19 protein-coding genes are annotated in these 22742 nt (G+C 70.2%); 11 read left to right on the top strand and 8 right to left on the bottom strand.

Going from position 1 to position 22742, the window contains the following annotated elements:
- Nucleotide 1: 1 nt before the first annotated feature.
- On the bottom strand, nucleotides 2-1555 hold the full coding sequence (locus tag ISG29_RS03635; RefSeq protein ID WP_194501945.1) for a sugar ABC transporter ATP-binding protein: 1554 nt from the start codon (nucleotides 1553-1555) through the stop codon (nucleotides 2-4).
- On the bottom strand, nucleotides 1552-2601 hold the full coding sequence (locus ISG29_RS03630; RefSeq protein WP_194501944.1) for a substrate-binding domain-containing protein: 1050 nt from the start codon (nucleotides 2599-2601) through the stop codon (nucleotides 1552-1554). The genes ISG29_RS03635 and ISG29_RS03630 overlap by 4 nt, the downstream gene beginning before the upstream one ends.
- A 455-nt stretch (nucleotides 2602-3056) precedes the next feature.
- Between ISG29_RS03630 and ISG29_RS03625 the strand changes: the two genes are divergently transcribed.
- Genes ISG29_RS03625 through ISG29_RS03585 form a run of 9 tightly spaced genes read left to right on the top strand, consistent with a single transcriptional unit; the run spans nucleotide 3057 to nucleotide 13335 of the window.
- On the top strand, nucleotides 3057-3860 hold the full coding sequence (locus ISG29_RS03625) for a crotonase/enoyl-CoA hydratase family protein (protein ID WP_194501943.1): 804 nt from the start codon (nucleotides 3057-3059) through the stop codon (nucleotides 3858-3860).
- Nucleotides 3857-5821 (top strand): acetoacetate--CoA ligase, encoded by a 1965-nt coding sequence (locus ISG29_RS03620; RefSeq protein WP_194501942.1) that lies wholly within the window; start codon nucleotides 3857-3859, stop codon nucleotides 5819-5821. Before ISG29_RS03625 ends, ISG29_RS03620 begins: the two co-directional genes overlap by 4 nt.
- Complete coding sequence (locus ISG29_RS03615; RefSeq protein WP_328827825.1) at nucleotides 5818-6759, top strand: 3-hydroxyacyl-CoA dehydrogenase NAD-binding domain-containing protein; 942 nt, start codon at nucleotides 5818-5820, stop codon at nucleotides 6757-6759. Before ISG29_RS03620 ends, ISG29_RS03615 begins: the two co-directional genes overlap by 4 nt.
- Complete coding sequence (locus ISG29_RS03610; RefSeq protein WP_194501941.1) at nucleotides 6756-8264, top strand: acyl-CoA synthetase; 1509 nt, start codon at nucleotides 6756-6758, stop codon at nucleotides 8262-8264. The genes ISG29_RS03615 and ISG29_RS03610 overlap by 4 nt, the downstream gene beginning before the upstream one ends.
- Nucleotides 8261-9148, top strand: coding sequence for an amidohydrolase family protein (locus tag ISG29_RS03605; protein ID WP_194501940.1), 888 nt, complete (start codon nucleotides 8261-8263; stop codon nucleotides 9146-9148). The genes ISG29_RS03610 and ISG29_RS03605 overlap by 4 nt, the downstream gene beginning before the upstream one ends.
- Nucleotides 9149-9179: 31 nt before the next feature.
- The gene (locus ISG29_RS03600; protein WP_194501939.1) at nucleotides 9180-9659 is read left to right on the top strand and encodes a MarR family winged helix-turn-helix transcriptional regulator; all 480 of its coding nucleotides are present in this window, start codon (nucleotides 9180-9182) and stop codon (nucleotides 9657-9659) included.
- A gap of 41 nt (nucleotides 9660-9700) precedes the next feature.
- Nucleotides 9701-11410: an MFS transporter gene (locus ISG29_RS03595; protein WP_328827822.1), complete on the top strand. Its 1710-nt coding sequence runs from the start codon at nucleotides 9701-9703 to the stop codon at nucleotides 11408-11410.
- On the top strand, nucleotides 11407-12372 hold the full coding sequence (locus ISG29_RS03590) for an MBL fold metallo-hydrolase (protein WP_207792656.1): 966 nt from the start codon (nucleotides 11407-11409) through the stop codon (nucleotides 12370-12372). Before ISG29_RS03595 ends, ISG29_RS03590 begins: the two co-directional genes overlap by 4 nt.
- Before the next feature lie 3 nt (nucleotides 12373-12375).
- On the top strand, nucleotides 12376-13335 hold the full coding sequence (locus ISG29_RS03585; RefSeq protein WP_194501937.1) for a fumarylacetoacetate hydrolase family protein: 960 nt from the start codon (nucleotides 12376-12378) through the stop codon (nucleotides 13333-13335).
- A gap of 68 nt (nucleotides 13336-13403) precedes the next feature.
- Here ISG29_RS03585 and ISG29_RS03580 read toward each other — a convergent pair whose 3' ends face one another.
- From ISG29_RS03580 to ISG29_RS03555, 6 genes are all read right to left on the bottom strand, one after another.
- Nucleotides 13404-13925, bottom strand: coding sequence for a gamma carbonic anhydrase family protein (locus ISG29_RS03580; protein ID WP_194501936.1), 522 nt, complete (start codon nucleotides 13923-13925; stop codon nucleotides 13404-13406).
- Between the two features lies 1 nt (nucleotide 13926).
- Nucleotides 13927-15459, bottom strand: coding sequence for a sugar ABC transporter ATP-binding protein (locus ISG29_RS03575; protein WP_194501935.1), 1533 nt, complete (start codon nucleotides 15457-15459; stop codon nucleotides 13927-13929).
- Nucleotides 15459-16490: an ABC transporter permease gene (locus ISG29_RS03570; RefSeq protein ID WP_194501934.1), complete on the bottom strand. Its 1032-nt coding sequence runs from the start codon at nucleotides 16488-16490 to the stop codon at nucleotides 15459-15461. Before ISG29_RS03570 ends, ISG29_RS03575 begins: the two co-directional genes overlap by 1 nt.
- Before the next feature lie 5 nt (nucleotides 16491-16495).
- Nucleotides 16496-17578: a sugar ABC transporter substrate-binding protein gene (locus ISG29_RS03565; protein WP_194501933.1), complete on the bottom strand. Its 1083-nt coding sequence runs from the start codon at nucleotides 17576-17578 to the stop codon at nucleotides 16496-16498.
- Nucleotides 17579-17584: 6 nt separating this feature from the next.
- The gene (locus tag ISG29_RS03560; RefSeq protein WP_194501932.1) at nucleotides 17585-18439 is read right to left on the bottom strand and encodes an alpha/beta fold hydrolase; all 855 of its coding nucleotides are present in this window, start codon (nucleotides 18437-18439) and stop codon (nucleotides 17585-17587) included.
- A gap of 147 nt (nucleotides 18440-18586) precedes the next feature.
- A complete protein-coding gene (locus tag ISG29_RS03555; RefSeq protein ID WP_194501931.1) occupies nucleotides 18587-19807 on the bottom strand; it encodes a PucR family transcriptional regulator in 1221 nt (406 codons plus the stop codon).
- A gap of 129 nt (nucleotides 19808-19936) precedes the next feature.
- Between ISG29_RS03555 and ISG29_RS03550 the strand changes: the two genes are divergently transcribed.
- Together ISG29_RS03550 and ISG29_RS03545 are read left to right on the top strand one after the other, a co-directional pair.
- A complete protein-coding gene (locus tag ISG29_RS03550) occupies nucleotides 19937-21106 on the top strand; it encodes a thiolase domain-containing protein (protein WP_194501930.1) in 1170 nt (389 codons plus the stop codon).
- Nucleotides 21103-22713: an AMP-binding protein gene (locus ISG29_RS03545; protein WP_194501929.1), complete on the top strand. Its 1611-nt coding sequence runs from the start codon at nucleotides 21103-21105 to the stop codon at nucleotides 22711-22713. Before ISG29_RS03550 ends, ISG29_RS03545 begins: the two co-directional genes overlap by 4 nt.
- The last annotated feature ends 29 nt before the right edge of the window (nucleotides 22714-22742 follow it).

Here is a 22742-nt window from a genome sequence, read left to right as displayed (position 1 = left end):
ATCATTTCCCTTTCATGGCGGTGGCACCGTCCGCCGGCGCCGCGACGGGCGCCGAGCTGGCGAGGACGATGAGGTTCTCGTCGGTGATCGCCTCACCGGTGGCCTCGGCGGTGATGGCGCCGTTGACGACCACGAGCACGCGCGTGCACAACTGGGTGATCTCCTCGACATCGCTGGAGACGACGAGAACACCGGTGCCACTCTCGGCGGCGGCACGGACGAAGTTGTGGATCTCGAGCTTCGAGCCGACATCGACGCCGGCCGTCGGCTCTTCGAGCACGACCAGTCGTTGCGCCTGTCCGAGCACGCGAGCGACGCACACCTTCTGCTGGTTGCCGCCGCTGAGCTGATCGATCGGCAGCGCCGGCCGCGGCGGCCGCACGTCGTAGGACGTGATCGCCGCAAGGGCCCTCTCCTGCTCGGCGGCGACGGCGAGCAGCCCGCCACCCCCGGAGCGGTTGCGCGGGCCGGGGAACAGGTTCTCGACCAGCGAGAGGCCCGGGAACGTCGACTCGCGCTGGCGATCGGCGGGCAGGAGCGCGATGCCGTGGCGCATGCGTCCGCCGACCCCACGAGACCGGCCGACGTCGACGCCGTTCAGGACGAGCGAGGCCGTGGTGCTCGGCTCCGCGCCGGCGACGGCACGGCCGATGGCCTCCTGCCCGGCGCCACGGAGCCCGACCACGCCGACGATCTCGCCTGCTCCGACCGTGAACGAGACCGGTGGGGCGTCTCGGACCACGAGCCGGTCGACGACGAGCACCACGTCGTCACCGCGAGTGGTCTCCTCGGTGACCGGAACGCTGGCCACGGGACGACCGAGCATCGCCTCGACCAGCCGGTCGACGCCGTAGTCGCCCATCGGCCCCTCCGCGACCTTCCGGCCCCCGCGCAGCACGGTCACGCTGTCCGCTATCTCGTACAGCTCCTGCAGGCGGTGGGTGACGTAGAGGATCGCGGTGCCCGACTCCTTGAGGCGGCGCAACGCGTCGATCAGGTAGGCGACGTCGGGGGCCGGCAGCGAGGCGGTCGGCTCGTCGAGGACCGCCACGGATGCGTCCTTGGCGAGCGCCCTGACGATGCCCAGCAGCGCCTTCTCCGCCGCCGAGAGCCGGCCGACGAGGGTGCGAGGGGCGGGTGCGTCGAGGCTCATCCGCTCGTATGCCGCCTGCGCCGAACTCCACACCCGGCGCCAGTCGATCAGGCCCGCTGCGCGCGGGAATCCCGACGTGAACGCGAGGTTCTCCCCGACCGTGAGCTCGTCGACCAGACCGAGATCTTGATGCACGAACGCCAGTCCGCTCCGGTCCGACCCCGGGTGCAGTTCCCGACCCGCCACCTCGATGGTGCCGGCGTCCGGGGTGTAGATCCCGGCCAGCAGCTTGATCAGAGTCGACTTGCCGGCGCCGTTCTCACCGACGAGTCCGCGGACCTGGCCGGGTTCGAGGGTGAGGTCGACGCCGTCGAGGGCGAGCTGCCCGGCGAAGCGCTTGGTGAGTCCGGTGAGGCGGAGCGCCGAGCCGCTCCACCCCTCCGTGTCCAGGGCTGCGGTCACGACGCGGCCGAGCAGTCGTCGTTCGTGCCGAGCCAGATGTTGGCGTAGTGGCAGGCGAAACCGTTGCTCGGGATGTACTGGTCCTTCGACCCGCCCTCGGCGTCGACGTTGTCCTTGACGACCAGGTACGTCGGGGCCACGAACTCGTCCGGCGCCTCGCCTGCCATCGCGTGAACGACCGCGTCGACGGCCTGGTAGCCGAACAGCGTGCTCGGCTCGGGCACGGTCGCCACCTCGTACTGGCCCTTGCGGATCATGTCGTAGGCCGACGGAGCGCCGTCCGCGCCGACCAGCTTGATGGCGTTGGGAGCGACACCGGAGGAGCGGAGCGCGGCGGCGACGTAGGGGTAGAAGTTGTCACAGCAGGTCGTGATCCACACGTTGTCCGAGCCGTACTTCGACAGCAGCGCCGACACCGCCGTCGGGATCCTCTTGGACTGCTCGGCGACCGGGATGTTGATGCTCTCCAGGAACGTCGCGGTCGAGAGGTTCTCCACCGGCGTCGTCGCAGCCTCCGCCTTGAACCGGGCGATCGCGTAGCTGTTGTCCAGCATGTGTGCGAGCTTCGCGGTGCCGTCGGAGGTGGCGATGACGTACGCCGCCTGGGTGCGACCGATCTCGGCCGGGTCACTGGCGATGTTGGTGAACAAGCCGAGCTCCGGGTCGGGCCCCGGGTAGGCCGTGGCGTGGATGCCGATCACCGGGATGCCGTTCTTGACGGCCTGGCTGATCGGAGCCTGCAAGGCCGAGGCGTCTGCGGACGTGACGATGGCGACCGGATTGGAGGCGACGGCCTGCTGCATCGCCGTCAGCGTGCCGCTCACGGTGCCCTTGCCGTCGAAAGCCTTGTACTCCCACCCGAGCTTGTCGGCGGCATCCTTCACGCCGTCACCCCAGTTGACGTACGAGACGTAGGACTGGTCGGAGGAGACGTAGGCGATCGTCTCGCCACCCTCCTTCGCCCTCGGGCCGGTCGTCGGCCCGGTCCACTTCGTCGACGGCTGCGTGGCCTTCGCGACGATCGACTTGGCCTCCTCGACCGTCATGTCGGGGTTGATCGTGGGTGCGTCCCAAGCCGGGAAGGGCTCCGCTCGGGTGTCGCCTTGAGTGCTCGACGAGCTACAGGCCGCCGTAGCTCCCAGCAGCATGGCCGCCGCGATCGTCGCGAGTGCCTTTCTCCGCCTCATTCCGTGCTCCTTCGTGGTTCGGCGTCAGTGCCGTCGGTCACACTCTGGGTCGGGGCGCGGAAGTTGTCAACCGGTAACTGGTTGACCAATAGAAAAATCTTGAGCGAGTCCGGGGCGCCGACTCCGACCGGATCCACGCGTCACGAACGTTCTCCCCCGGCCCTCCGACCTGCCCTGCCTCGAGCGGTCCCGATCGGCCTCCGTCGGCCTCCGCCGGCCTCCGTCGACCTTCGTCGACCTCCGTCCGCGGCGCCTTGACGTGCGCTTCCTCGCCGTGCAATATTCAGGTTTCCTGACTATCTAGAGGAGATCACGTGACCCTCGGCGCTGCTCCCACGCTCCCCGCCCTGCCGTCGTCACTCGATGCCGAGCTCCGCGGCGCGGTCGCCGTCTTGACACTCGACAGACCCGCGAAGCGCAACGCCTTGAGCGACGAGATGATCGGCGGCATCGAGGCGTTCTTCCTCGGCCTGCCGGCGAGCGTCGCCGCCGTGGTGATCGCAGCTGCCGGTGACCACTTCTCCGCAGGTCTCGACCTGTCCGAGATGAGCGAGCGCAGCACGTTCGACGGCATGGTGCACTCGCGCATGTGGCACCGCGTGTTCGAGCTGGTCGAGAGCGGACCCGTGCCCGTCGTGGCAGCGCTCAAGGGCGCTGTCGTGGGCGGCGGGCTCGAGCTCGCCGCGGCCGCGCACATCCGGGTGGCCGAGCGTTCCACCTTCTACGCCCTGCCCGAGGGCCAGCGCGGCATCTTCGTCGGCGGCGGAGCGGCGGTGCGGGTGCCACGCCTCATGGGCACGGCACGGATGATCGACCTGATCCTCACCGGTCGCCGCCTCGACGCCGAGGAGGGAGCGGCCGCCGGGCTCAGCCAGTACGTCGTGGACGACGGCACCGGGCGAGAGGAGGCGCTGGCCCTGGCCGAGCGCATCGCCCAGAACGCACCCCAGACCAACTACGCCGTCGTCCAGGCCCTTCCGCGCATCGCCGAGGCGAACCCGCGAGAGGGGTACCTCATGGAGGCCATGATGGCCGCCATCACCCAGGGAACCGACGACGCGAAGGCGCGCATGCAGGCCTTCCTCGACGGACGCGCGGCGAAGGTGACCGACCGGTGAGAGCGGCAGCCGCACTCGGGGATGTCACGTGGACCCCACCGAACGACGCCTTGGAGACGACGCGGGTCGGAGCCTTCATGCGCTGGGTCGCCGAGAACGGCGGCCCCGAGACCACGACCCACGAGGAACTCTGGCGGTGGTCGGTCGACGACCTCGAGGCGTTCTGGGAGGCGGTCTGGACCTGGTGCGGCGTGCGGGACCACGGCGCCTACACGGCAGTCCTCGCGGAGGCGGGGATGCCCGGCGCCGTGTGGTTCCCCGGGGCCTTGGTCAACTACGCGGAGCATGCCCTGGCAGCGACCGGCGACGGCGTCGCGGTGCGCGGCCGCTCCCAGACCCGGGAGGATCTGGACCTGACGTTCACCGAGCTGGCCGCCCTGGTCGCCCGCGCTCGTAACGTCCTGACCGGCCTGGGCGTCGGACGCGGCGACGTCGTGGCCGGCTACCTCCCCAACGTCCCCGAGACGCTCATCGCCTTCCTGGCCGCGGCCAGTCTCGGCGCCGTCTGGACCAGCTGCGCCAGCGAGCTCGGCGTGCACAGCGTCCTCGACCGGTTGCAGCAGGTCGAGCCGGCCGTCTTGCTGGTGGCCGGCGGCTACGTCTACGGGGCCAAGGACATCAGCCGGCTCGAGGAGGTGGAGCGGATCCGCGCGGCGCTGCCGAGCGTGCGCGGCGTCGTCGACATCGAGTACGGCCCCTGGCGGGTTCCCGACGCCGCCTCCTGGCCGGCGCTGCTGGCCGCCGCCCGGCCCGATCCGGGCTTCGAGCCCGTCCCGTTCGACCACCCCCTCGTCGTGCTGTTCTCGTCCGGTACGACGGGGCGGCCCAAGGCCATCGTGCACGGCCACGGCGGCATCCTGCTCGAGCACCTGAAGAACCACGCCCTCTCCTGGGATCTCGGGCGCGGCGACGTGCTGCTGTGGTACACGACGACCTCGTGGATGATGTGGAACGCCCTGGTGTCGGCGCTGCTGGTCGGTGCCGGCGTCGTGATGATCGACGGCGACCCGGGCTTCCCGGACCTCGGCTGGCAGTGGCGCCTGGCCGAGGAGACCGGGGCGACGATGATGGGGGCGAGTCCAGGCTTCCTGATGGCCTGCCGCGCCGCAGGCCTGGACCCGGGCCGGCCCGCGCGGCTTCGCACCATCGGTTCGGCAGGCTCGCCCCTCCCCCCGGAGGGCTACGCCTGGGTCAGGGACCGGCTCGGGTCGCGGGTACAGCTGAACGTCGGCAGCGGCGGCACCGATGTGTGCAGCGGACTCGTGCAGAACAATCCTCTTCTCCCGGTGCGCGCCGGCCTGATCTCGGGCCGCGGGCTCGGCGTCGACGTGCACGCCTTCGACGAGGCCGGGCACGCCGTCGTCGGCGAACCCGGGGAGCTGGTCATCACCGCGCCGATGCCCTCGATGCCCGTGGGGCTGTGGGGCGACGACGGCTCACGCCTGCACGCGTCGTACTTCGATGCGTATCCCGGCATCTGGCGGCACGGCGACTGGATCGTCTTCGAGGCCGACGGCAGCTGCCGGGTCACCGGGCGCTCGGATGCCACCCTCAACCGCGGCGGGGTCCGGCTCGGGACCGCCGAGTTCTATCGCGTGGTCGAGGAGCTCGACGAGATCGCCGACAGTCTCGTCGTCCACCTCGAGGACACCGCGGGCGGCAATGGCGAGCTGGTGCTCTTCGTGGTGCCGTCGACCGGAGTCCGGCTCGACACCGGCCTGGAGGCCCGGCTGCGCACCGAGCTGCGCACCGGGCTGTCGCCTCGCCACGTGCCCGACCGCATCGTCGCCGTGCCGTCGGTGCCGCGCACCCTCACCGGCAAGAAGCTCGAGCTACCGGTCAAGCGCATCCTCCAAGGCGTCGACGCCACCGAGGTCGCCAGCCCCGACAACCTGACCGACCCCTCGTCGCTGGATGCCTACACGCAGCTCGCCCGCGAGTGGCCGGGAGCAGACGCGTGAGACCGGTCGAGGAGCTGCGCAAGGTCACCGTCGTCGGCACCGGGTCGATCGGCCGCAGCTGGGCGGCTCTCGCGCTGGCGCGCGATCTCGAGGTGATCGCCACCGACCCGGCACCGGGGGCCGCCGAGCGCCTGCGTGGCGAGGTCGCCCGACACCTGACCGCGCTCGGTGCCGAGGACCGGCTGCCGGGCCTGACCTTCGAGCCGGAGCCGCGGGCGGCCGTCGCCGCCGCGGACCTCGTCATCGAGGCCGGCCCGGAGCGGCTGGACCTCAAGCGCGACCTGTTCTGTGCCCTCGACGACGCCGCGCCACCCGACGTGCTGCTGGCCAGCAGCTCCTCCGGCTTCGGCCCGAGCGCGTTCCAAGGCGGGTGTCGCCACCCCGAGCGGGTCGTGGTCACGCACCCGTTCAACCCGCCGCACCTGGTGCCGCTCGTCGAGGTGGTGGGCGGGCGGGCGACCTCCCCCGAGACCGTCGAGAGCGCGATGGCCGCCATGCGCCGGCTGGGCCGCCGTCCGATCCACGTGCGGGCCGAGCTGCCCGGACACGTGGTCAACCGCCTCCAGGCGGCCCTGTGGCGCGAGGCGTACCACCTCGTCGGCACCGGCGCCGTCTCGGTCGCCGACCTCGACGCCGCGGTGGCGTCCGGTCCCGGCCTGCGGTGGGCACTGCTGGGACCGATCGCGACCCAGCATCTCTCCGGCGGACCGGGAGGACTCGGTCACGTGCTCGAGCACCTCGGCCCGCCGATGGTCGACTGGTGGCACGCCCTGGGCGACCCCGACCTGACCCCGGATCTGGTGGATCGGCTCGTCGACGGTGTCGCGACCGAGCTGGAGGGACGCGACGAAGAGATCCGCGGACGTCGCGACCAGGCCCTGCTGGCCCTGCTGGAGCTCAAGCGCCAGGCCGGGCTCGATCCACAGGAGGAGTCGTGAGGGATCAGGGCATCGGCTCCTGGCCGGTCCGCCGGGCCCGGATGACCCCCGATCGCGCGGCCCTGGTCCAAGACGGCACGGTGACGACGTACGCCGAGCTGGCCGCCCTCTCCGACCGTCTCGCCGCGGGCCTGCGTGCACGCGGCGTCGAGCGCGGCGACCGGGTCGCCTTCCTCGGCCTGAACTCGGTCGAGCTGGTCACCACGATGTTCGCGGCAGCCCGCCTGGGCGCGGTGTTCCTGCCGGTGAACACGCGCCTCGCGCCGCCCGAGCTCGACCACGTCTTGAGGGACAGCGGAGCTCGACTGCTGATCTGGGAGGACGTCTTCGCCGACGCCCTCCGGGGGCTCGACGTGCTCGACGACCCCTCCGGCCACCACCGGTTCACCCGAGCCGCCGGCAGGGGCCTGCGGGATCTTCTCGGGGCACCCGACGACGTCGGTCTCGACGAGCCCGTCGGCCTCGACGACCTGTTCATGATCCAGTACACCTCCGGCACCAGCGGGCGCCCCAAGGGCGTGATGCTGACCCACGGCAACATCGTGTGGAACGTCTACAACCTCCTGGTCGACGTCGACCTCGGCAGCGCCGAGGTGGCCCTGGTGACCGCACCCCTCTTCCACACCGCAGCCCTGAACCAGGTGCTCCTGCCCACGATCCTCAAGGGCGGCACGGCGTTACTGGAGGCCAAGTTCGACCCGGCCCGGGCCATCGAGCTGATCGAGAGGGAGCGGGTGACGCTGCTGTTCGGGGTCACCTCGATGTACCTCGCGCTGGCGGCGACTTCGACGTTCGATTCAGCCGACTTGAGCACGCTGCGCAGCGCTCTCAGCGGCGGGGCACCGATCCCCGAGACGCTGCTGCACACCTGGCTCGACCGCGGGGTCGTGATCACCCAGGGCTACGGCCTCACGGAGGCCTCCCCCGGCGTCACCATGCTGCGCAGCGCCGACGGCGTCCGCAAGCTGGGCTCCGCCGGCACCGCCTGCTTCTTCAGCGACGTGCGCGTGGTCCGCCCGGACCAGACGACCACCTCCGACGGGGAGGCCGGGGAGGTCGTGGTGTCGGGCCCCCATGTGACACCGGGCTACTGGCGCGACCCGGACGCCACCGCGGCCGCGATCGAGCGGGGCTGGCTGCACACCGGAGATCTCGCGGTCCGCGACGCGGAGGGCTACCTACGCATCGTCGACCGGGTCAAGGACATGTTCATCTCGGGCGGTGAGAACGTCTACCCCGCCGAGGTCGAGCAGGCGTTGCACACCCACCCGGCCGTCGCCGAGTGCGCGGTCATCGGCGTTCCCGACGACACGTGGGGCGAGGTCGGTCGCGCGGTGATCGTCCTGACCGAGGGTCACGACGCCACCGAGGGCGAACTGCTGAGCCATCTGGACGGTCGTCTCGCCCGGTACAAGATCCCCCGGTCGATCGTCGTGGTCGCCGAACTACCGCACAACGCGTCCGGCAAGCTGCTGAAGACGCGCGTTCGAGAGGAGCACGGATGACACGCTACGAGCCGGCCATCGACCTCGAGGCGATCACCGCCCTCGACGTCCACGTCCACGTCGAGAGCGACGAGCACGGGCACCTCTCCCTCGACGAGGAGCTGATGGCGGCCTCCGCGGCGTACTTCCGCTCCGGCGAGAGCCGCACCCCCGACGTGCCCGCGTTGGCCGCCCGGTATCGCGAGGCCGGCATGGCCGCGGTGGTGTTCACCGTCGACGCCACCACCGCCACCGGTCACCCCGGCCTCTCGAGCGAGGAGATCGCCGAGCAGACGGCTCAGCACGCCGACGTGCTGATCCCCTTCGGCTCCGTCGACCCCCACCAAGGGCACGCTGCGGCGACTCGGGCTCGCCGGCTGGTCGAGGAGTACGGCGTGCGGGGCTTCAAGTTCCATCCGAGCCTTCAGGCCTTCTCGCCCGACGACCCGGCCTTCGCTTCCTTGTGGGCCACGATCGAGGAGCTGGGCGTGCCCGCCCTCTTCCACACCGGCCAGAACGGCATCGGTGCGGGTCTGCCCGGAGGGCGCGGCATCAAGCTGCGCTACTCCAACCCGCTGCTGCTCGACGACGTGGCTGCGGACTTCCCCGGCCTGACGGTGATCCTGGCCCATCCCTCCGTCCCCTGGCAGGAGGAGGCGATCTCGATGGCGACGCACAAGGCGAACGTCTTCATCGACCTCTCCGGCTGGCGACCGAGGTACTTCCCACCGGAGCTGGTCCGCGCGGCCTCCGGGATCCTGCGCGACAAGGTCCTGTTCGGCAGTGACTACCCCTTGATCACCCCGGAGCGGTGGCTCGACGACTTCGCCCAGCTCGGCGTACCCCCCGGGCACCTGCCAGCTATCCTCAAGGGCACCGCCGCGCGGATCCTCGGGTTGGCGTGAGGTTCTGGACGCACACGGCGATGGTGAGGACATGGCGCAACGAGGAACGACCGAGTCCTCCCCCGAGCCCCCGACGCTGCTGTACCTGATGAAGCAGGTCGAGCTCGCGGTGCGGGCCCGACTCGACGACATGGTCCGACCGGCCGGGCTCACCGCCCTGCAGTACACCGCCCTGACCGTCCTGGAGCGACACCCCGACCTGACCTCGGCACACCTGGCCAGGAACTCCTTCGTCACCGCGCAGAGCATGGCCGAGATGGTCACGACGCTCCACGAGCGCGGCCTGATCGAGCGGCACCGCGACCCGGCCGACCGGCGTCGCCTCGTCCTGGCTCTCACCGACAAGGGCCAGGCCCTCCTCGACACCTTCCGCAGCGAGGTGGCCGCCCTGGAGAGCCAGATGCTCGCCGGGCTGACCCGCACGCAGGCCCAGGCGCTGCGCTCGGCGGTCGTGTCGTGCCGTGAGTCGCTGGCCGCTGCGGCAGCCGCTGCCGAAGATCAGGTTTCCTGACCAATAAAATCATCAGGAAACCTGTACATCAGGTTTCCGATGTGGTTTTCTTCACAGTCATGACGAACACCACGGACGCCGGTCAGGCGACCCTCGAGAGTCGCTCGCATCTCACGCACGGCACGCTGGTCGCAGCGGTCGTCGCCGTCGCCGTCGCACAGATCGGGCTCTCGATTCCGGCAGTGCTCAACGGCCTCTTCCAACTCGATCTCAACACCTCGTCGACGCAGCTGACCTGGATCTCGGACGCGTTCTTGGTCCCGGTGACCCTCTTCGAGCTCACCTTCGGCGTCCTGGGCGACCTCTTCGGCCGCAAGCGCCTGCTGGCGATCGGTTCGGCCCTGATGGTGATCGGCACCCTGATCGCCTTCTTCACCCCCGGCGCGGGCACCAGTACCGGCGCCCGCGTGGCGGTGCTGTGGACCGGCCAGGGCATCGCCGGCATCGGCGCCGCCGCGATCTTGCCCACGTCGGTCGCGATGCTCGCGGCAGGCACCCATGACGTCGCCACGCGCGCCAAGGCGATCTCCATCTGGGCCGCGGCGCTGACCGGCGCGGGCTTCGTCTCCCCCCTCCTCGGCGGTCTGCTGGCTCGTGCCCACCACTCGGGTGGCCCCAACGCCTCCTGGCGCTACGCGTTCCTCGCCCTGGCCGTCGCGGCCCTGATCAGCACGGTGGTGACGCTGCTGCTGGCGCAGGACTCCTCGGCGCCCGAGGGTCGGTCCCTGGACTGGCCAGGCCAGATCACGATCGCCATCGCTCTGTTCGCCCTGCTGTTCGGCGTGATCCAGGGCGCCGACGACGGCTGGGCGTCGGCGAAGGTCGTGGCCGGCTTCGTCGTCGCGGCCGTCTTCCTCGCGATGTTCGTGCTGGTCGAGCGCCGCACCGACCGGCCGCTGATCCAGCTCGATCTGTTCAGCAACCGGATCTTCGTGGCCAGTGCGATCGTCACGGTGATCGGGATGTTCGCCTACCTCGGCACGGCGTACACCACCAGCATCCGACTCTCGGCGATCCAGGGCTACTCGCCGTTGAAGACGTCGATCGGCTTCGTGTGCCTCAACATCATGGGCGTCGTGCTCTTCCCGGTCAGCGCCAAGATGATCGAGCGCTACAACCCGGGCTGGGTGCTCGCCGCAGGCATGGCATGCATCGGGGCCGGCGACCTGGTCCTCGCCGCCATCCCGGCGACCCACCTCTCGATCGCGGCCATCGCGGTGCCCCTGCTGGTCGTCGGCGTCGGCTTCAAGCTGGCCGTCACGTCGATCACGGTGGTCGCGGTGAACAGCGTCCCGACGAACAAGGCAGGGATGGCCAGTGGCGCGACCAGCATGCTGCGCGACTTCGGGTTGACGCTGGGACCGGCGGTGATTGGGGCCATCGCGCTGACCCGGGCGGCCGACGAGATCGCCGCGAAGCTCGCGGCCTCACCTCAGCTCAGCGCGGCGCTGGAGGGGTTCAACCAGGCTCCTCAGCACGCGCCGGCAGCGGCCAGGCCGGAGCTCGAGGAGGCTGTCGGCGCGGTGAGCTCGGGGCCGCTCGGCGCCAACGCGGTGCCCGGGACGATCACCCTGCCCAACGGTCAGACCCAGGCGTTCAACCCCCTCAAGGACGTCGCCTTCCACGCCCTCTCGAACGCCTACGCGGTCGGCTACCTGGTCTGCGGCGTCGCCGCCCTGGTGGCGGCCCTGATCGCCGCGGTCCTGCTCGGCGGGCGACGTCACCACGACGCCTTCTTGGACCAGCCGTGAGTCGCACCCAGCCGAAAGCGGAGGCACCTGAGGAGCCACGTCTGGAGCAGGTCCGCGGCGGGTCCTACGCGTGGGTGCAGCCGGACGGCGGGTGGGGACTGTCCAACGCCGGTGTCGTCGTGGGCGGGTCGGAGTCTCTGCTCGTGGACACGCTGTTCGACCTGGCGCACACCCGGCGGATGCTCGAGGCGACGGCGGTTCTCACCGAGCAGGCGCCGATCCGCCACGTCGTCAACACCCACGGCAACGGCGACCACTGGTTCGGCAACGAGCTGGTGTCACCGGAGGCCTCCATCGTGGCGGCCCAGGGGTCGGTCGAGGATATGCACGCGGTCGGACCCCGCACCGTCCAGGAACTCGTGTCCGCCCCGGGCGCGGTCGGCGACTACGGACGCGCGATCTTCGGTCGCTACGACTTCACCGGCATCACGCCGCGCTATCCGGATCACGCCTTCACAGGTGAGCACGTCGTCTCGGTCGGCGGTACCGAGGTGCTGCTCGTCGACGTGGGTCCGGCACACACCCGCGGCGACACGGTCGTCTACTGCGAGCGCGACCGCGTCGTCTACACCGGCGACATCATGTTCGCCGGCGGCACGCCCATCATGTGGGAGGGCCCCGTGCAGAACTGGGTCGCAGCGTGCCGGCGGATCCTCGATCTCGGTGCCGACCTCGCCGTGCCCGGGCACGGGCCCGTCTCGGCGGTCTCCCGGATCCGCGAGATGGTCGACTACCTGGAGTTCGTCCGCGACGAGACCGTGCCGCGGTTCGAGGCGGGCATGACCTCGCTGGAGGCGGCGACCGACATCGACCTCGGCTCGTTCTCCGGGTGGCCGGAGGCCGAGCGTCTCGCCGTCAACGTGGCCACGGTGTATCGCGAGCTCACGACCGAGACCGAGCCCCCCTCCGGCCCCGAGCTGTTCGGCTGCATGGCCGCGCTCCTCGGCACGACCAAGGAGTGATCCATGCGTTGGGTGCGCTACTCCACCCCCGGTGACGAGCGCCCGAGACTCGGCATCGTCGTCGGCGACACGATCCGGGGTGGACTCCACGGAGAACTCGTCGACCTGCTGGCAGCCACCGAGATCGACGCCGCCGGCCACCGGCTGGCCGACGAGCCGGCCGAGCAGGTTGCCGTGGCCGAGGCGAGTCTGCTGACTCCCCTACCGGCCCCTCCCTCGATCCGCGACTTCATGGTCTTCGAGCAGCATGTCGAGGGCATGGCCATGCTGGCCGGAGCCGAGCCCCCCGTGCCGGACGTCTGGTACGACCAGCCGCTCTACTACTTCTCCAACCCGACGTCGGTGATCGGCGCCTTCGACGAGGTCGCCGTGCCCCCTGGATGCACCGCCTTCGACTTCGAGCTCGAGATCGCCGCCGTCGTCGGCACCTCCGCGGCCAATCCCGACCTGGCCGACCTGACGATCGATGAGGCACGCGACGCCGTCGCCGGCTACGTGCTGATGAACGACTGGACGGCCCGTGACCTCCAGGGCCGCGAGATGCAGGGCCCCCTCGGCCCGTGCAAGGGCAAGGACTCCGCGATCACCCTGGGCCCCTGGTTCGTGACCGCCGACGAACTGCCCGGGCTGGTCGACGGCATCACCGACGTCACGTTGTCGGTCGACATCAACGGCGAGCGGTTCGGTACGGCGCGCTTGGACGCCATGGCATGGTCGTTCGCCGAGATGGCCTCCTACGCCTCGCGAGGAACCCGGCTGCGTCCGGGCGACGTCCTCGGGTCGGGTACCTGCGGTGACGGCTGCCTCGCCGAGCACTGGGGTCGCCACGGCCGCGGCTCCGTGGCACCGCTGAAGCCGGGCGACGTGGTCAGCCTCGGCGCCGGACCGCTCGGCGAGACGTCGAACGTCGTCGTCGAGGGCGCCCCGGTGCGGCAACGGCTGGCCCGGAGAGTCCGCACCTGAGACCCGCTCGCCCGCGGGTGAGCGCGCAGGAACCCTGCCAGCCGCGCCTGGCGCAGGGTCTCGAGGCGCTACTGCGAGGCGTACTCGCGCGCCCGAGCGACGTAGCGGGAGGCGTTGTCCGCGATCATCGCCACCTCGTGGGCAGTCGTCACGCGTCGGACCGTGGCGGGAACCCCAGCCACCAGGGAGCGAGGTGGTATCTCGGTCCCCTCGAGCACCACGGCTCCGGCCGCGATGAGCGACCCGCTCCCGATGCGGGCGCCGTTGAGAACGACGGCACCCATCCCGACCAGGACGCCATCGCCGATCCGGCACCCGTGTAGGACAGCGTTGTGCCCGACGGCGACTCCGCTGCCGACGGTCAGGGGCATGCCGGTGTCGGTGTGGAAGACGCATCCGTCCTGCACGTTGCTGCCTGCGCCGATCGTGATGTCCGAGCCGTCCGCGCGGATGACTGCGCCGAACCAGACGCTGGCGTCGGGGCGGACCGTGACGGCGCCGATCAACGTCGCAGTGGGTGCTATCCAGGCGGTGTCGGCGATCGTGGGCGCCTGTCCCCCGTACCGCAGGAGGAGGGGTCTGGGAGTCATGTCAGGCGGCCGGAGGTGGCTTCTCGTCGGGTGCGTAGAACGCGTCGAGGACGGCGGCCTCCGTCGCGTCCTCCAGGTGCGCCACCAGCCGGCCTTCTCGCATGACGAGAACTTCGTCCGACTGCGCGACAACCTCCTCCACGTCGGAGGAGATCATGAGGACAGCGGCACCGTCGGCCGCCAGTTCGCGCATCACCGCATAGATCTCGGCACGCGCCCCGACGTCGACGCCTTGGGTCGGCTCGTCGAACACGAACACCTTCGCACCCGCACCCACCCAGCGAGAGACGATGACCTTCTGCTGGTTCCCCCCGGACAACAAGGCGATGGGCTGGTTGAGACCACTGATCTTGATGGAGAGCCGGTCCACAGCACCGGCGGCCCACCTCCGCTCGCGCACTCCGTTGATGACCGGGACTGCGGGCGCCACGTTGAAGCGGGACAGGAACGGCATCGTGAGGTTCTCGCGGACGTCGAGCTCGCGCAGCATCCCCAGGTGGCGTCGGTCCTCCGGGACGAGCGCGACGCCGGCTTTGATCGCGGCACGGGGTGACCGGAACGCGACCCGCTTCCCGAACAGTCGGACCTCGCCGGCCGTCGCTCGCGCGGCTCCGCACAGCACCGCCGCGAGTTCCGAGCGACCAGCGCCGACCAGACCCGCGAGACCCGTGATGCGGCCCGGCATCAGTCGCAGGCTGACGTCCTTGACGCGGCCGCCGTCGGAGACGCTGGTCGCTTCGAGGAGGGGCTCGCCACCCTCGACGATGTCGACCTCGGCGCGTTCGGTCGCACCCGCACTCTGGCCGGCGCGACCGAGGATCAGGCCGACGAGGGCTTGCCGGTCGGGAAGGTCGGCCGTCGGCAGGGTCGTGACGAGTTCCCCGTCGCGGAGCACCGAGACCGTGTCTGAGAGGCGGAAGACCTCGTGGAGGCGGTGCGACACGTACACGATGGTCTTCCCGGCCTTCGAGAGCTCGCCGATGATGTCGAAGAGGCTTTCGCTCTCACGGTCGCTCAGTGCCGCGGTGGGCTCGTCGAAGACCAGGAAGTGAGCCTTGCGGTGCAACGCTCGGGCCACGGCCACCAGCGTCTGGTCGGCCACACCGAGCTCAGAGACCATGGTGTGGGGGCGCACGTCGAGGCCGAGCGGTTCGACGAGCTCGGCGTATCGGCGCCTCATCGCCTTGCGATCGACGAGGTAGCGCAGCCGCAGCGCGTCACGGCTGCCCAGGAGGACGTTCTCGGCGACCGTGAGGTCGTCCACCAGGTTGGGCTCTTGGTGAATGAACGCGAGGCCGTGCTTGGTGGAGTCGAGGGGTGAGTGGAACCGCACCTCGCGGCCGTCGATCGAGATGGCGCCCTCGTCGGGTCGCTGCGCACCCGCGAGGCACCGAATGAGAGAGCTCTTCCCCGCGCCGTTCTCTCCGACGAGAGCATGGGTGGTCCCGGGCTCGAAGGTGATGGAGACCTCGTGGAGGGCGCGGACGCCGGGGAAGGTCTTGCCCAGGCCGACGACGGAGACGGTGGGTTCCATCAGCGCCGCCTCAGCAGACCGGCCGCCGCGACCGCCACGATCAAGATGACGCCCTTGGCGATCGGGACGTCGTCGCTGGTCCACCCGGTGAGGGTGAGCCCGTTGGTCAGCATGCCGAGCGTGAGAACCCCGACCGCGGTGCCGAGGATGTGGAAACGACCGATCACCAGAGTCGAGGCTCCGATGAAGCAGGCGGTGAAGGCGTCGAGCAGGATCGAGCCTCCGGCCTGCGCGGACCCGAGGCCGAAGGACGACGCGGTCAGGAAACCGGCCAGGCCGCAGCAGAGCCCACACACCGAGAAGGCGGCGACCCGGACCAGGTCGACCCGGATGCCGGCCAGCCGGGCGGCGTCGGGTCCACTGCCGACGGCGTACATGTTGCGGCCGGTCACGGTGTGCTTGAGGACCAGGTGCAAGAACAGCATCGTCGAGACGGCGGCGATGACGGTGTAGCGGATGCCGGCGATCTCGCCCTGCCCCCACTGACCGAAGTTGTCGGGCAGGCCGAGGCTGACGGTGCCGTCCGGGGCGATCTTCTGTTGGAAGCCGACCAGGATGAACAGACCCATGGCCAGGGTCGCGATGAAGGGGGGTACCCGCAGGACGGTCACGATGAGGCCGTTCGCGAGGCCGACCAGTCCCCCGACACCGATCGCGGCGAGGATCCCGAAGTCGGTGCTGCCCGTGTTCACCGCGACCTGAGCCGCCACCAGGGTCGCGAGCACCATGGTGCCGGCGATGGAGAGGTCGAAGGCCCCGATGACCAGGACGAGCGTCAGCCCGGCCGCGACGATGGCGAGGACCGCTACGGACTGCAGGATCGAGGAGAGGTTGTCCTTCGTCGCGAACACGTGGTCGTCGGTGCGGAGGGTGAAGTAGACGAACAGGGCGGCCAGGATCGCCAGCGTGCCGTATCGCTGGCCCCACCGCTCCAGGCGTACCCGCGTCGTCGAAGGTGAGCTGTCGGCGTGCTGCGACGCCGGCGCGGCGCGATCCTCCAGCGCCGGTGTGGGCAGGGAGTCGGTACTCACGGCCCTCAGCCCTGGTAGAACGGCGTGACGAAGCCGTGCGGCAGCGAGCCGTCCTTCGGCACGGTGTCGATGGTGATGATGGGGCTGTCCTGGTAGCCGACGGCGGGGACGGTCTTCCCGGCGATCAGCCGGTCGGCGAGGCTGACCCCGATCTTCATGAGCAGCGGCTGGTCGTTGTAGCAGGTCGCCGAGAGCGGGTCTCCCTTGCGGATCGCCTCGAGGGCCGGCGGAACGCCGTCGATCGAGGTGACGAAGACGTCTCGGCCGGACTCCTTCACGGCGGTGTTGGCGCCGAGTGCGATGTCGTCGAAGGCGCACCAGATCGCCTTCAGATCCGGATGCTTGCCGAGGAAGGCGGCGGTCCGGTCGTGTGCGTCCTGGAGCTGACCGGGCACCTTCACGACGATGTCCTCGACGATCTTGACGTCGGGGAAACGCTTGATGACGTCGCGGACGACGATGGACCGGATCGCGGTCGCCTCGAGACCGGTGAAGTCGAGCAGGGCGATCTCGCCCTCGTAGCCCATCCGCTGCATCGTGTAGAGCGAGGTCCGCGAGGAGGAGATCCACTCGTTGAAGTCGGCGACGGCATCCGCGCCGGCGAACCTGCCGGAGACCAGGCTGATGACCGGCACCCCCGCGTCGCCTGCCGGCTTCACAGCCTGCTCGAGGCCTACCGACGGCAGGGCGTAGCACAAGATGGCCTCGGCCTTGCGAGACAGCAGGCCGGTGACGGCACCGGGGACAGCGCTGGGGTCGCCTTTGATGTCGACGACCTCGACCTCCCAGTCGATCTCCTTCTTGATGGCGTTCATGCCCTGGAGGCCGACCGCGACGGCGGCGGCGGAGTTGTCGAGGGAGATGAGGCCGACCTTGTGGCCGGTGGAGATCGTGGACAGGTCGATGCCGTCCCCGCCAGGGGCTGCGGAAGCGGTGGCGGCGGCCGCGACGTCACCGGACGCGTCGGATGTTCCCTGCCCGCCGAAGTCGCATCCGGCCAGGACGGTGGAGGAGGCGGCGGCGGCGCCGAGGGCACCGATGCCTTTCAGGAGGCCACGGCGAGAAGGCGCGGTGAGCGGAGTCGTCATCGGGGGTCACTGGTCCTTGGTGGTGTCGGTGCCGAGGACGAAGTCCTCGATCACGGCGGCGAAAGGCTTGGGAGCCTCGAAGAACGGGAAGTGGCCGCCGCCGTCCTCGCGAGAGAACATGACGAGTCGAGCACCCGGGATCTGGGCGGTGATCCACTCCTGGGAGGAGGGCACGACGTGGCTGACGGCGCCGCCGGTCACCAGGGTCGGGACGTCGATCCGGGGCAGTACGTCGCGCCAGTCCTGGGTGACGTGGTCGATCAGCAGCCTGGCGCCGAACGGCATCTGGAGCTTCATGTTCTCGGCGAGCATCCACGCGTAGTCCTCGGCGGGGATGTCAGGGGTGAGCATCGAGGTGAGGAAGTCGGCTCGCGCCTGGTCGGAGCCCTCGCCGAGCAGCGCCTTGGCGAAGTCGTCGGCTCCTTGGAAGTCCATGATGGCGCCGACCTCGGCCTGTTCGGACTGCTCGAGCCACGGCACGAGAGCGCAGACGCTGGGCTGGTCGACGAAGATCGTCGAGGCCACCCGGTCGGTGCCGAAGCGGTCGATGTAGGACCAGATCACCGAGCAGCCCATCGAGTGGCCCAGCACATGGGCGCTCTCGATGTCGAGGTGGTCGAGGAGTTCGTCGAAGTCGGCCGCGAGCGAGGCGATGCGTGCGCCGCCCTCGATGTGGCCGGACTCGCCGTGGTTGCGGTGGTCGTAGCTCACGACGCGCAGTCCCGGGCCGAGCGCCTCGATCATGCGGTCGAACATCGCGGCGGTCTGCGACCAGCCCGGCAGGACGATCAGGGTCTGGTCTCCTGTGCCGGTGTCGCGGTAGCGGATCGTGCACCCGTCGCGGGTGGTGAACTCAGTCATGACTGCGGCCCTCCTCGGCCTTGAAGTCCGGCAAGGCCCGAACCTTGCTAGCGATCCGATGCTGTGATCGGGGTAACACGGAGCATGGGTCCGGTGTGTTCGCGGTCACTACCACTCGGCGACGAGATTCGCCTCAACATTTTCCTCTTATTGTCGAAAGCCTCGGGCGATCATGTCCATGACTCGCAGGCTCATGTGGAGGACGAGGCGGGTCTCGCCGCTGCCGAGATCGAGGTCGGCAAGGGTCGCGATCCGCTCCAGCCGGTAATACAGCGTCGTGCGGTGGATGTGCAGCGCCTCGGCGGTGGTCGGCACGTCCCCGGCGTGGTCGAGAAACGCCCGGAGGGTCTCCACGAGGCGTCCGTCCTTGTCGACTGCGAGGAGGCGCTGGATCTCGTCGGGGAGTGTCTCGGACTCGATCTCGGCGGATGGTAGGCGGAGCAGGAGGGCGTGTACCCCGAGCGAGGTCCAGTTGACGACGGCGTCGGGGACGACGCTGGCCGCGGCACGGCAGGCCAGGCGGGCCTGCTTGCCCGAGCTCCACACCTGTTCGAGGCCCGCGACCTGGGACCCGACGCCGACGGAGGCGTCGAAGCGGCCGGCGGCGAGGTCGCGGACCTCCTTGATCAGCCGCTCCCCGTACCGGTCGACGGCGGAGTCCGCGATCGGCTGACGAGACGCCACCACGACCGTCGCCGAGCGCTCGCGCACGACGGGCAGGATCATGGCCAGCGCGAGCGCGGCGTCCGGCGTCTCCACCGCGTGCCTGAGCGCCGCGGCGACGTGACTGGGACTGGTCTCCCTGCCGCCGCGCACGTCGAGCTCGACGGCGCGCACATGATCGAACACCCGCGAGTCGACGCCGGCGGCGAGGGTCCGTATCGCACCGCGGCGGACCGCGCCCTCGGAGTCGAACAGATCGCCGACCGCCGCCTCCCTCTCGCGGCGCTCGGGGTCGATGGAGGCCTCGTGCTCCCCGATCATGAGGGCCGCGAGCTCCTCCCCTACCGACCCGATCATCCCGAGCTCCGAGGTCGTCATCGTGCCGCCCGCGTCGACGACGAGGAGAAGCGCGATGAGCTCTGCTCGCCACCGGATCGGGACGCATACCCGCGCGTGCATGCCGATCTCCGGCGCTGCGGGGATGACGCCGGCCGACGTCCAGTGGGCGACTCCCTGGGCCAGGACGTGCCCGATGGCCGCCTTGCCGGCATTGCGCTGCAGAACCGCACGGGTGCGGACCTGGTCCTCGTCTCCGTAGTGGGGGCTCGCGTACAGCAGTCGCACGCGAGGGTCGTCGATGACGACGGAGCGCTGGAGACGCTCGGCCAGTTCGTCGATGAGTGCTTGCACGGCTCCGTCGGACATGGCAGCAGAGTAGGACCATCTTCTACAAACAGAGGAAATAGTCGATGCCGATCTCTGCTCAGCGTGCGTGCCCCGGAGCCCGCCGACGCCCAGCATGGTCACGTCCGTCATCCGCGTTCGGGAGGATCCATGTCGCACCCCCACCTGGTGGGTTGGGCCCACACACGCTTCGGCACGAGCGAGCTGCCTGATGTCGAGTCGCTGATCGGCGAGGTCTCCTCAGCGGCTCTCGCCGACGCCGAGGTCGACCCCTCCGAGGTCGACGCGATCTTCGTCGGTGTGTTCAACCACGGCTTCTCCCGTCAGGGCTTCGAGGGTGCGCTCGTCGGCTCCGGGACGCCCGAGCTGGCCCTGGTGCCAGCCATGCGGGCTGAGAACGCTTGCGCCACCGGAAGCGCCGCCTTGTACGCGGCCTTCGACCGGATCGAGGCGGGGCGCGCCACGATCGCGCTCGTCGTCGGCGCGGAGAAGATGACGGCGACGGGCGGGCCCGCTCTCAACGACATCCTGCTCGGCGCCTCGCACCGCGCCTCCGAGGGCAACTACTCGAGCTTCGCGCACGTGTTCGCGGACCTGGCCGACCGCTACGCCGACCGCTACGGCGACCCACACGACGCCATGGCCATGATCGCCGCCAAGAACCACCGCCACGGCGTCGACAACCCGTACGCGCACCTGCGCAAGGACGTCGGCTACGAGTTCTGTGCCACGCCGTCCGAGCGCAACCCGGTCGTCTCCGGCAGATTGCTGCGCACCGACTGCTCGATGGTCTCCGACGGCGCCGCAGCCCTCGTGGTCACCGGCGAGGACGTCGCCCGAGGCAGGCGTCGCGCCGTCGCGGTCACCGGGCGCGGCCAGGCCAACGATCATCTCGCCATCGCAGCCCGACGCGACCCCCTCGAGCTCGCCGGCGCCCGGGCCGCGTTCGCGGCCGCGCTGCGGGGCGCGGGCATCGGCCTCGACGGCCTCGATCTCCTCGAGACCCACGACTGTTTCACCGTCGCCGAGCTGCTTCAGTACGAGGCGTTCGGCATCGCCGAGCCGGGCAAGGCCGCCCAGGCACTGGCCGACGGGGTCACCAACGCCGACGGCCGGGTACCCGTGAACCGATCGGGCGGCCTCAAGGCCAAGGGTCACCCACTCGGCGCGACCGGAGTCTCCCAGCATGTGATGGCTGCGATGCAGCTGGTCGGCGAAGCGGGCGACATGCAACTGCCGAGCGTCGATCGAGCGGCCGTGTTCAACATGGGCGGCGCCGCGGTGGCCAACTACGCGAGCGTGCTGGAGCGTGCCCGGTGAGCGGCGCGACGCCTGCGGCCTCGACACCGCGTCACCGGGCCGTCAACCTGGCCCACCTGCTCACCCAGACGGCCCGACGACTGCCCCACCGTGACGCGATCGTCCACGGCGACGTCCGGTGGACCTGGCGTGAGCTGGACCGACGCGTCAGCGCGCTCGCCGCCGAGCTGCTGCGCCGAGGCCTGGCACCCGGGGACTGCGTCCTGCTCGACGGCCCCAACCACCCCGAGTTCATCCAGGCCATGTTCGCCGTGTGGCGAGCGGGTGGGGTTCTCGCGCCGGTCAACAGCCGCCTGCACGACGCCGACATCAAGAAGATCGCGTCCGTGTGTCGACCGGTCGCGATGGTCGCCCACGCCAGCACCACCTCCCACGTGGCCGCTGTGCTCAGCGAACGCGACCTCCCCGCCGGTGTCCTCGGTCTCGCGCTCGAGGGAACCGGTGCCATCAGCGGTGTGGCCGACAGCGAGGAGGCCGTCGCGGACGCATCGGTGTGGGCTGGTGACCCCGCCTGGTACTTCTTCACCAGCGGTACGTCCGGCACCCCGAAGGCGGCGGTCCTCACCCATGACCAGCTCGGGTACGTGGTCACGAATCATCTCGCCGACCTCATGCCGACCACCGACGAGACCCACAGCTCGCTCGTCGTCGCGCCCCTCTCCCACGGTGCCGGCGTCCATCTCTTGCCGCAGGTGGCGCGCGGGGCGACGACAGTGATTCCCGCCAGCCCCAGCCTGGTCCCCGCTGAGGCCTGGGCACTGGTCGAGCGGGAACGGGTCTCGAACATCTTCACCGTCCCGACGATCGTGAAGCTGCTCGTCGAGGATCCCAGCGTCGACGAGCACGACCACTCGACCCTGCAGTACGTCGTCTACGCCGGCGCCCCGATGCCGTCGGTGGACCAGCAGCGAGCGCGAGCGACCCTCGGCGACGTGCTGGTCCAGTACTACGGTCTCGCCGAGGTGACGGGCAACATCACCGTCCTTCCGAGCCGCAACCATGGGCGACCATCGCCCGCGGGCGTCGACTTCGGCACGTGCGGCTACCCCCGCACGGGGATGCAGGTCAGCATCCAAGACGACGACGGCGCGGAGCTCGCGGCCGGCGAGGCCGGCGAGATCTGCGTGGCGGGGCCCGGAGTGTTCCGGGAGTACCTCGACAACCCGGCCGCGAACGCATCCGCGTTCCGCGACGGCTGGTTCCGCACGGGAGACATCGGGTTCGTCGATGACGAGGGCTTCTTGTTCATCACCGGTCGGCTCTCCGACATGTACATCTCGGGCGGCTCCAACGTGCATCCGCGCGACATCGAGGAGAAGATGCTCGCGCATCCCGCCGTCCGTGAGGCCGTCGTGCTCGGGATGCCCGACCCGACCTGGGGCGAGGTCGGCGTCGCAGTCTGCGTCCTCGACCCCGCGACGACGGTCGACGCCGAGGAGCTCCGCGCTTGGCTGGCACCGCGGATGGCGCGCTACAAGGTGCCCCGCGACGTCGTGTTCTGGGACGAGCTGCCCCGTTCCGGGTACGGCAAGGTCGTGCGTCGGACCATTCGTGACGAGCTCGTGGCGCGCGGCTGGCGCCCCGCCGCGGAGAAGGCCCCGGTATGACGACCCTGACGTGTCTCTTCGAGCCTCTC

This window comes from Nocardioides acrostichi (assembly GCF_015319165.1).
GTDB lineage: Bacteria > Actinomycetota > Actinomycetes > Propionibacteriales > Nocardioidaceae > Nocardioides > Nocardioides acrostichi.
The sequence above is the reverse complement of the archived record's forward strand: the minus strand, read 5'-3'. Positions and strand labels throughout refer to the sequence as shown.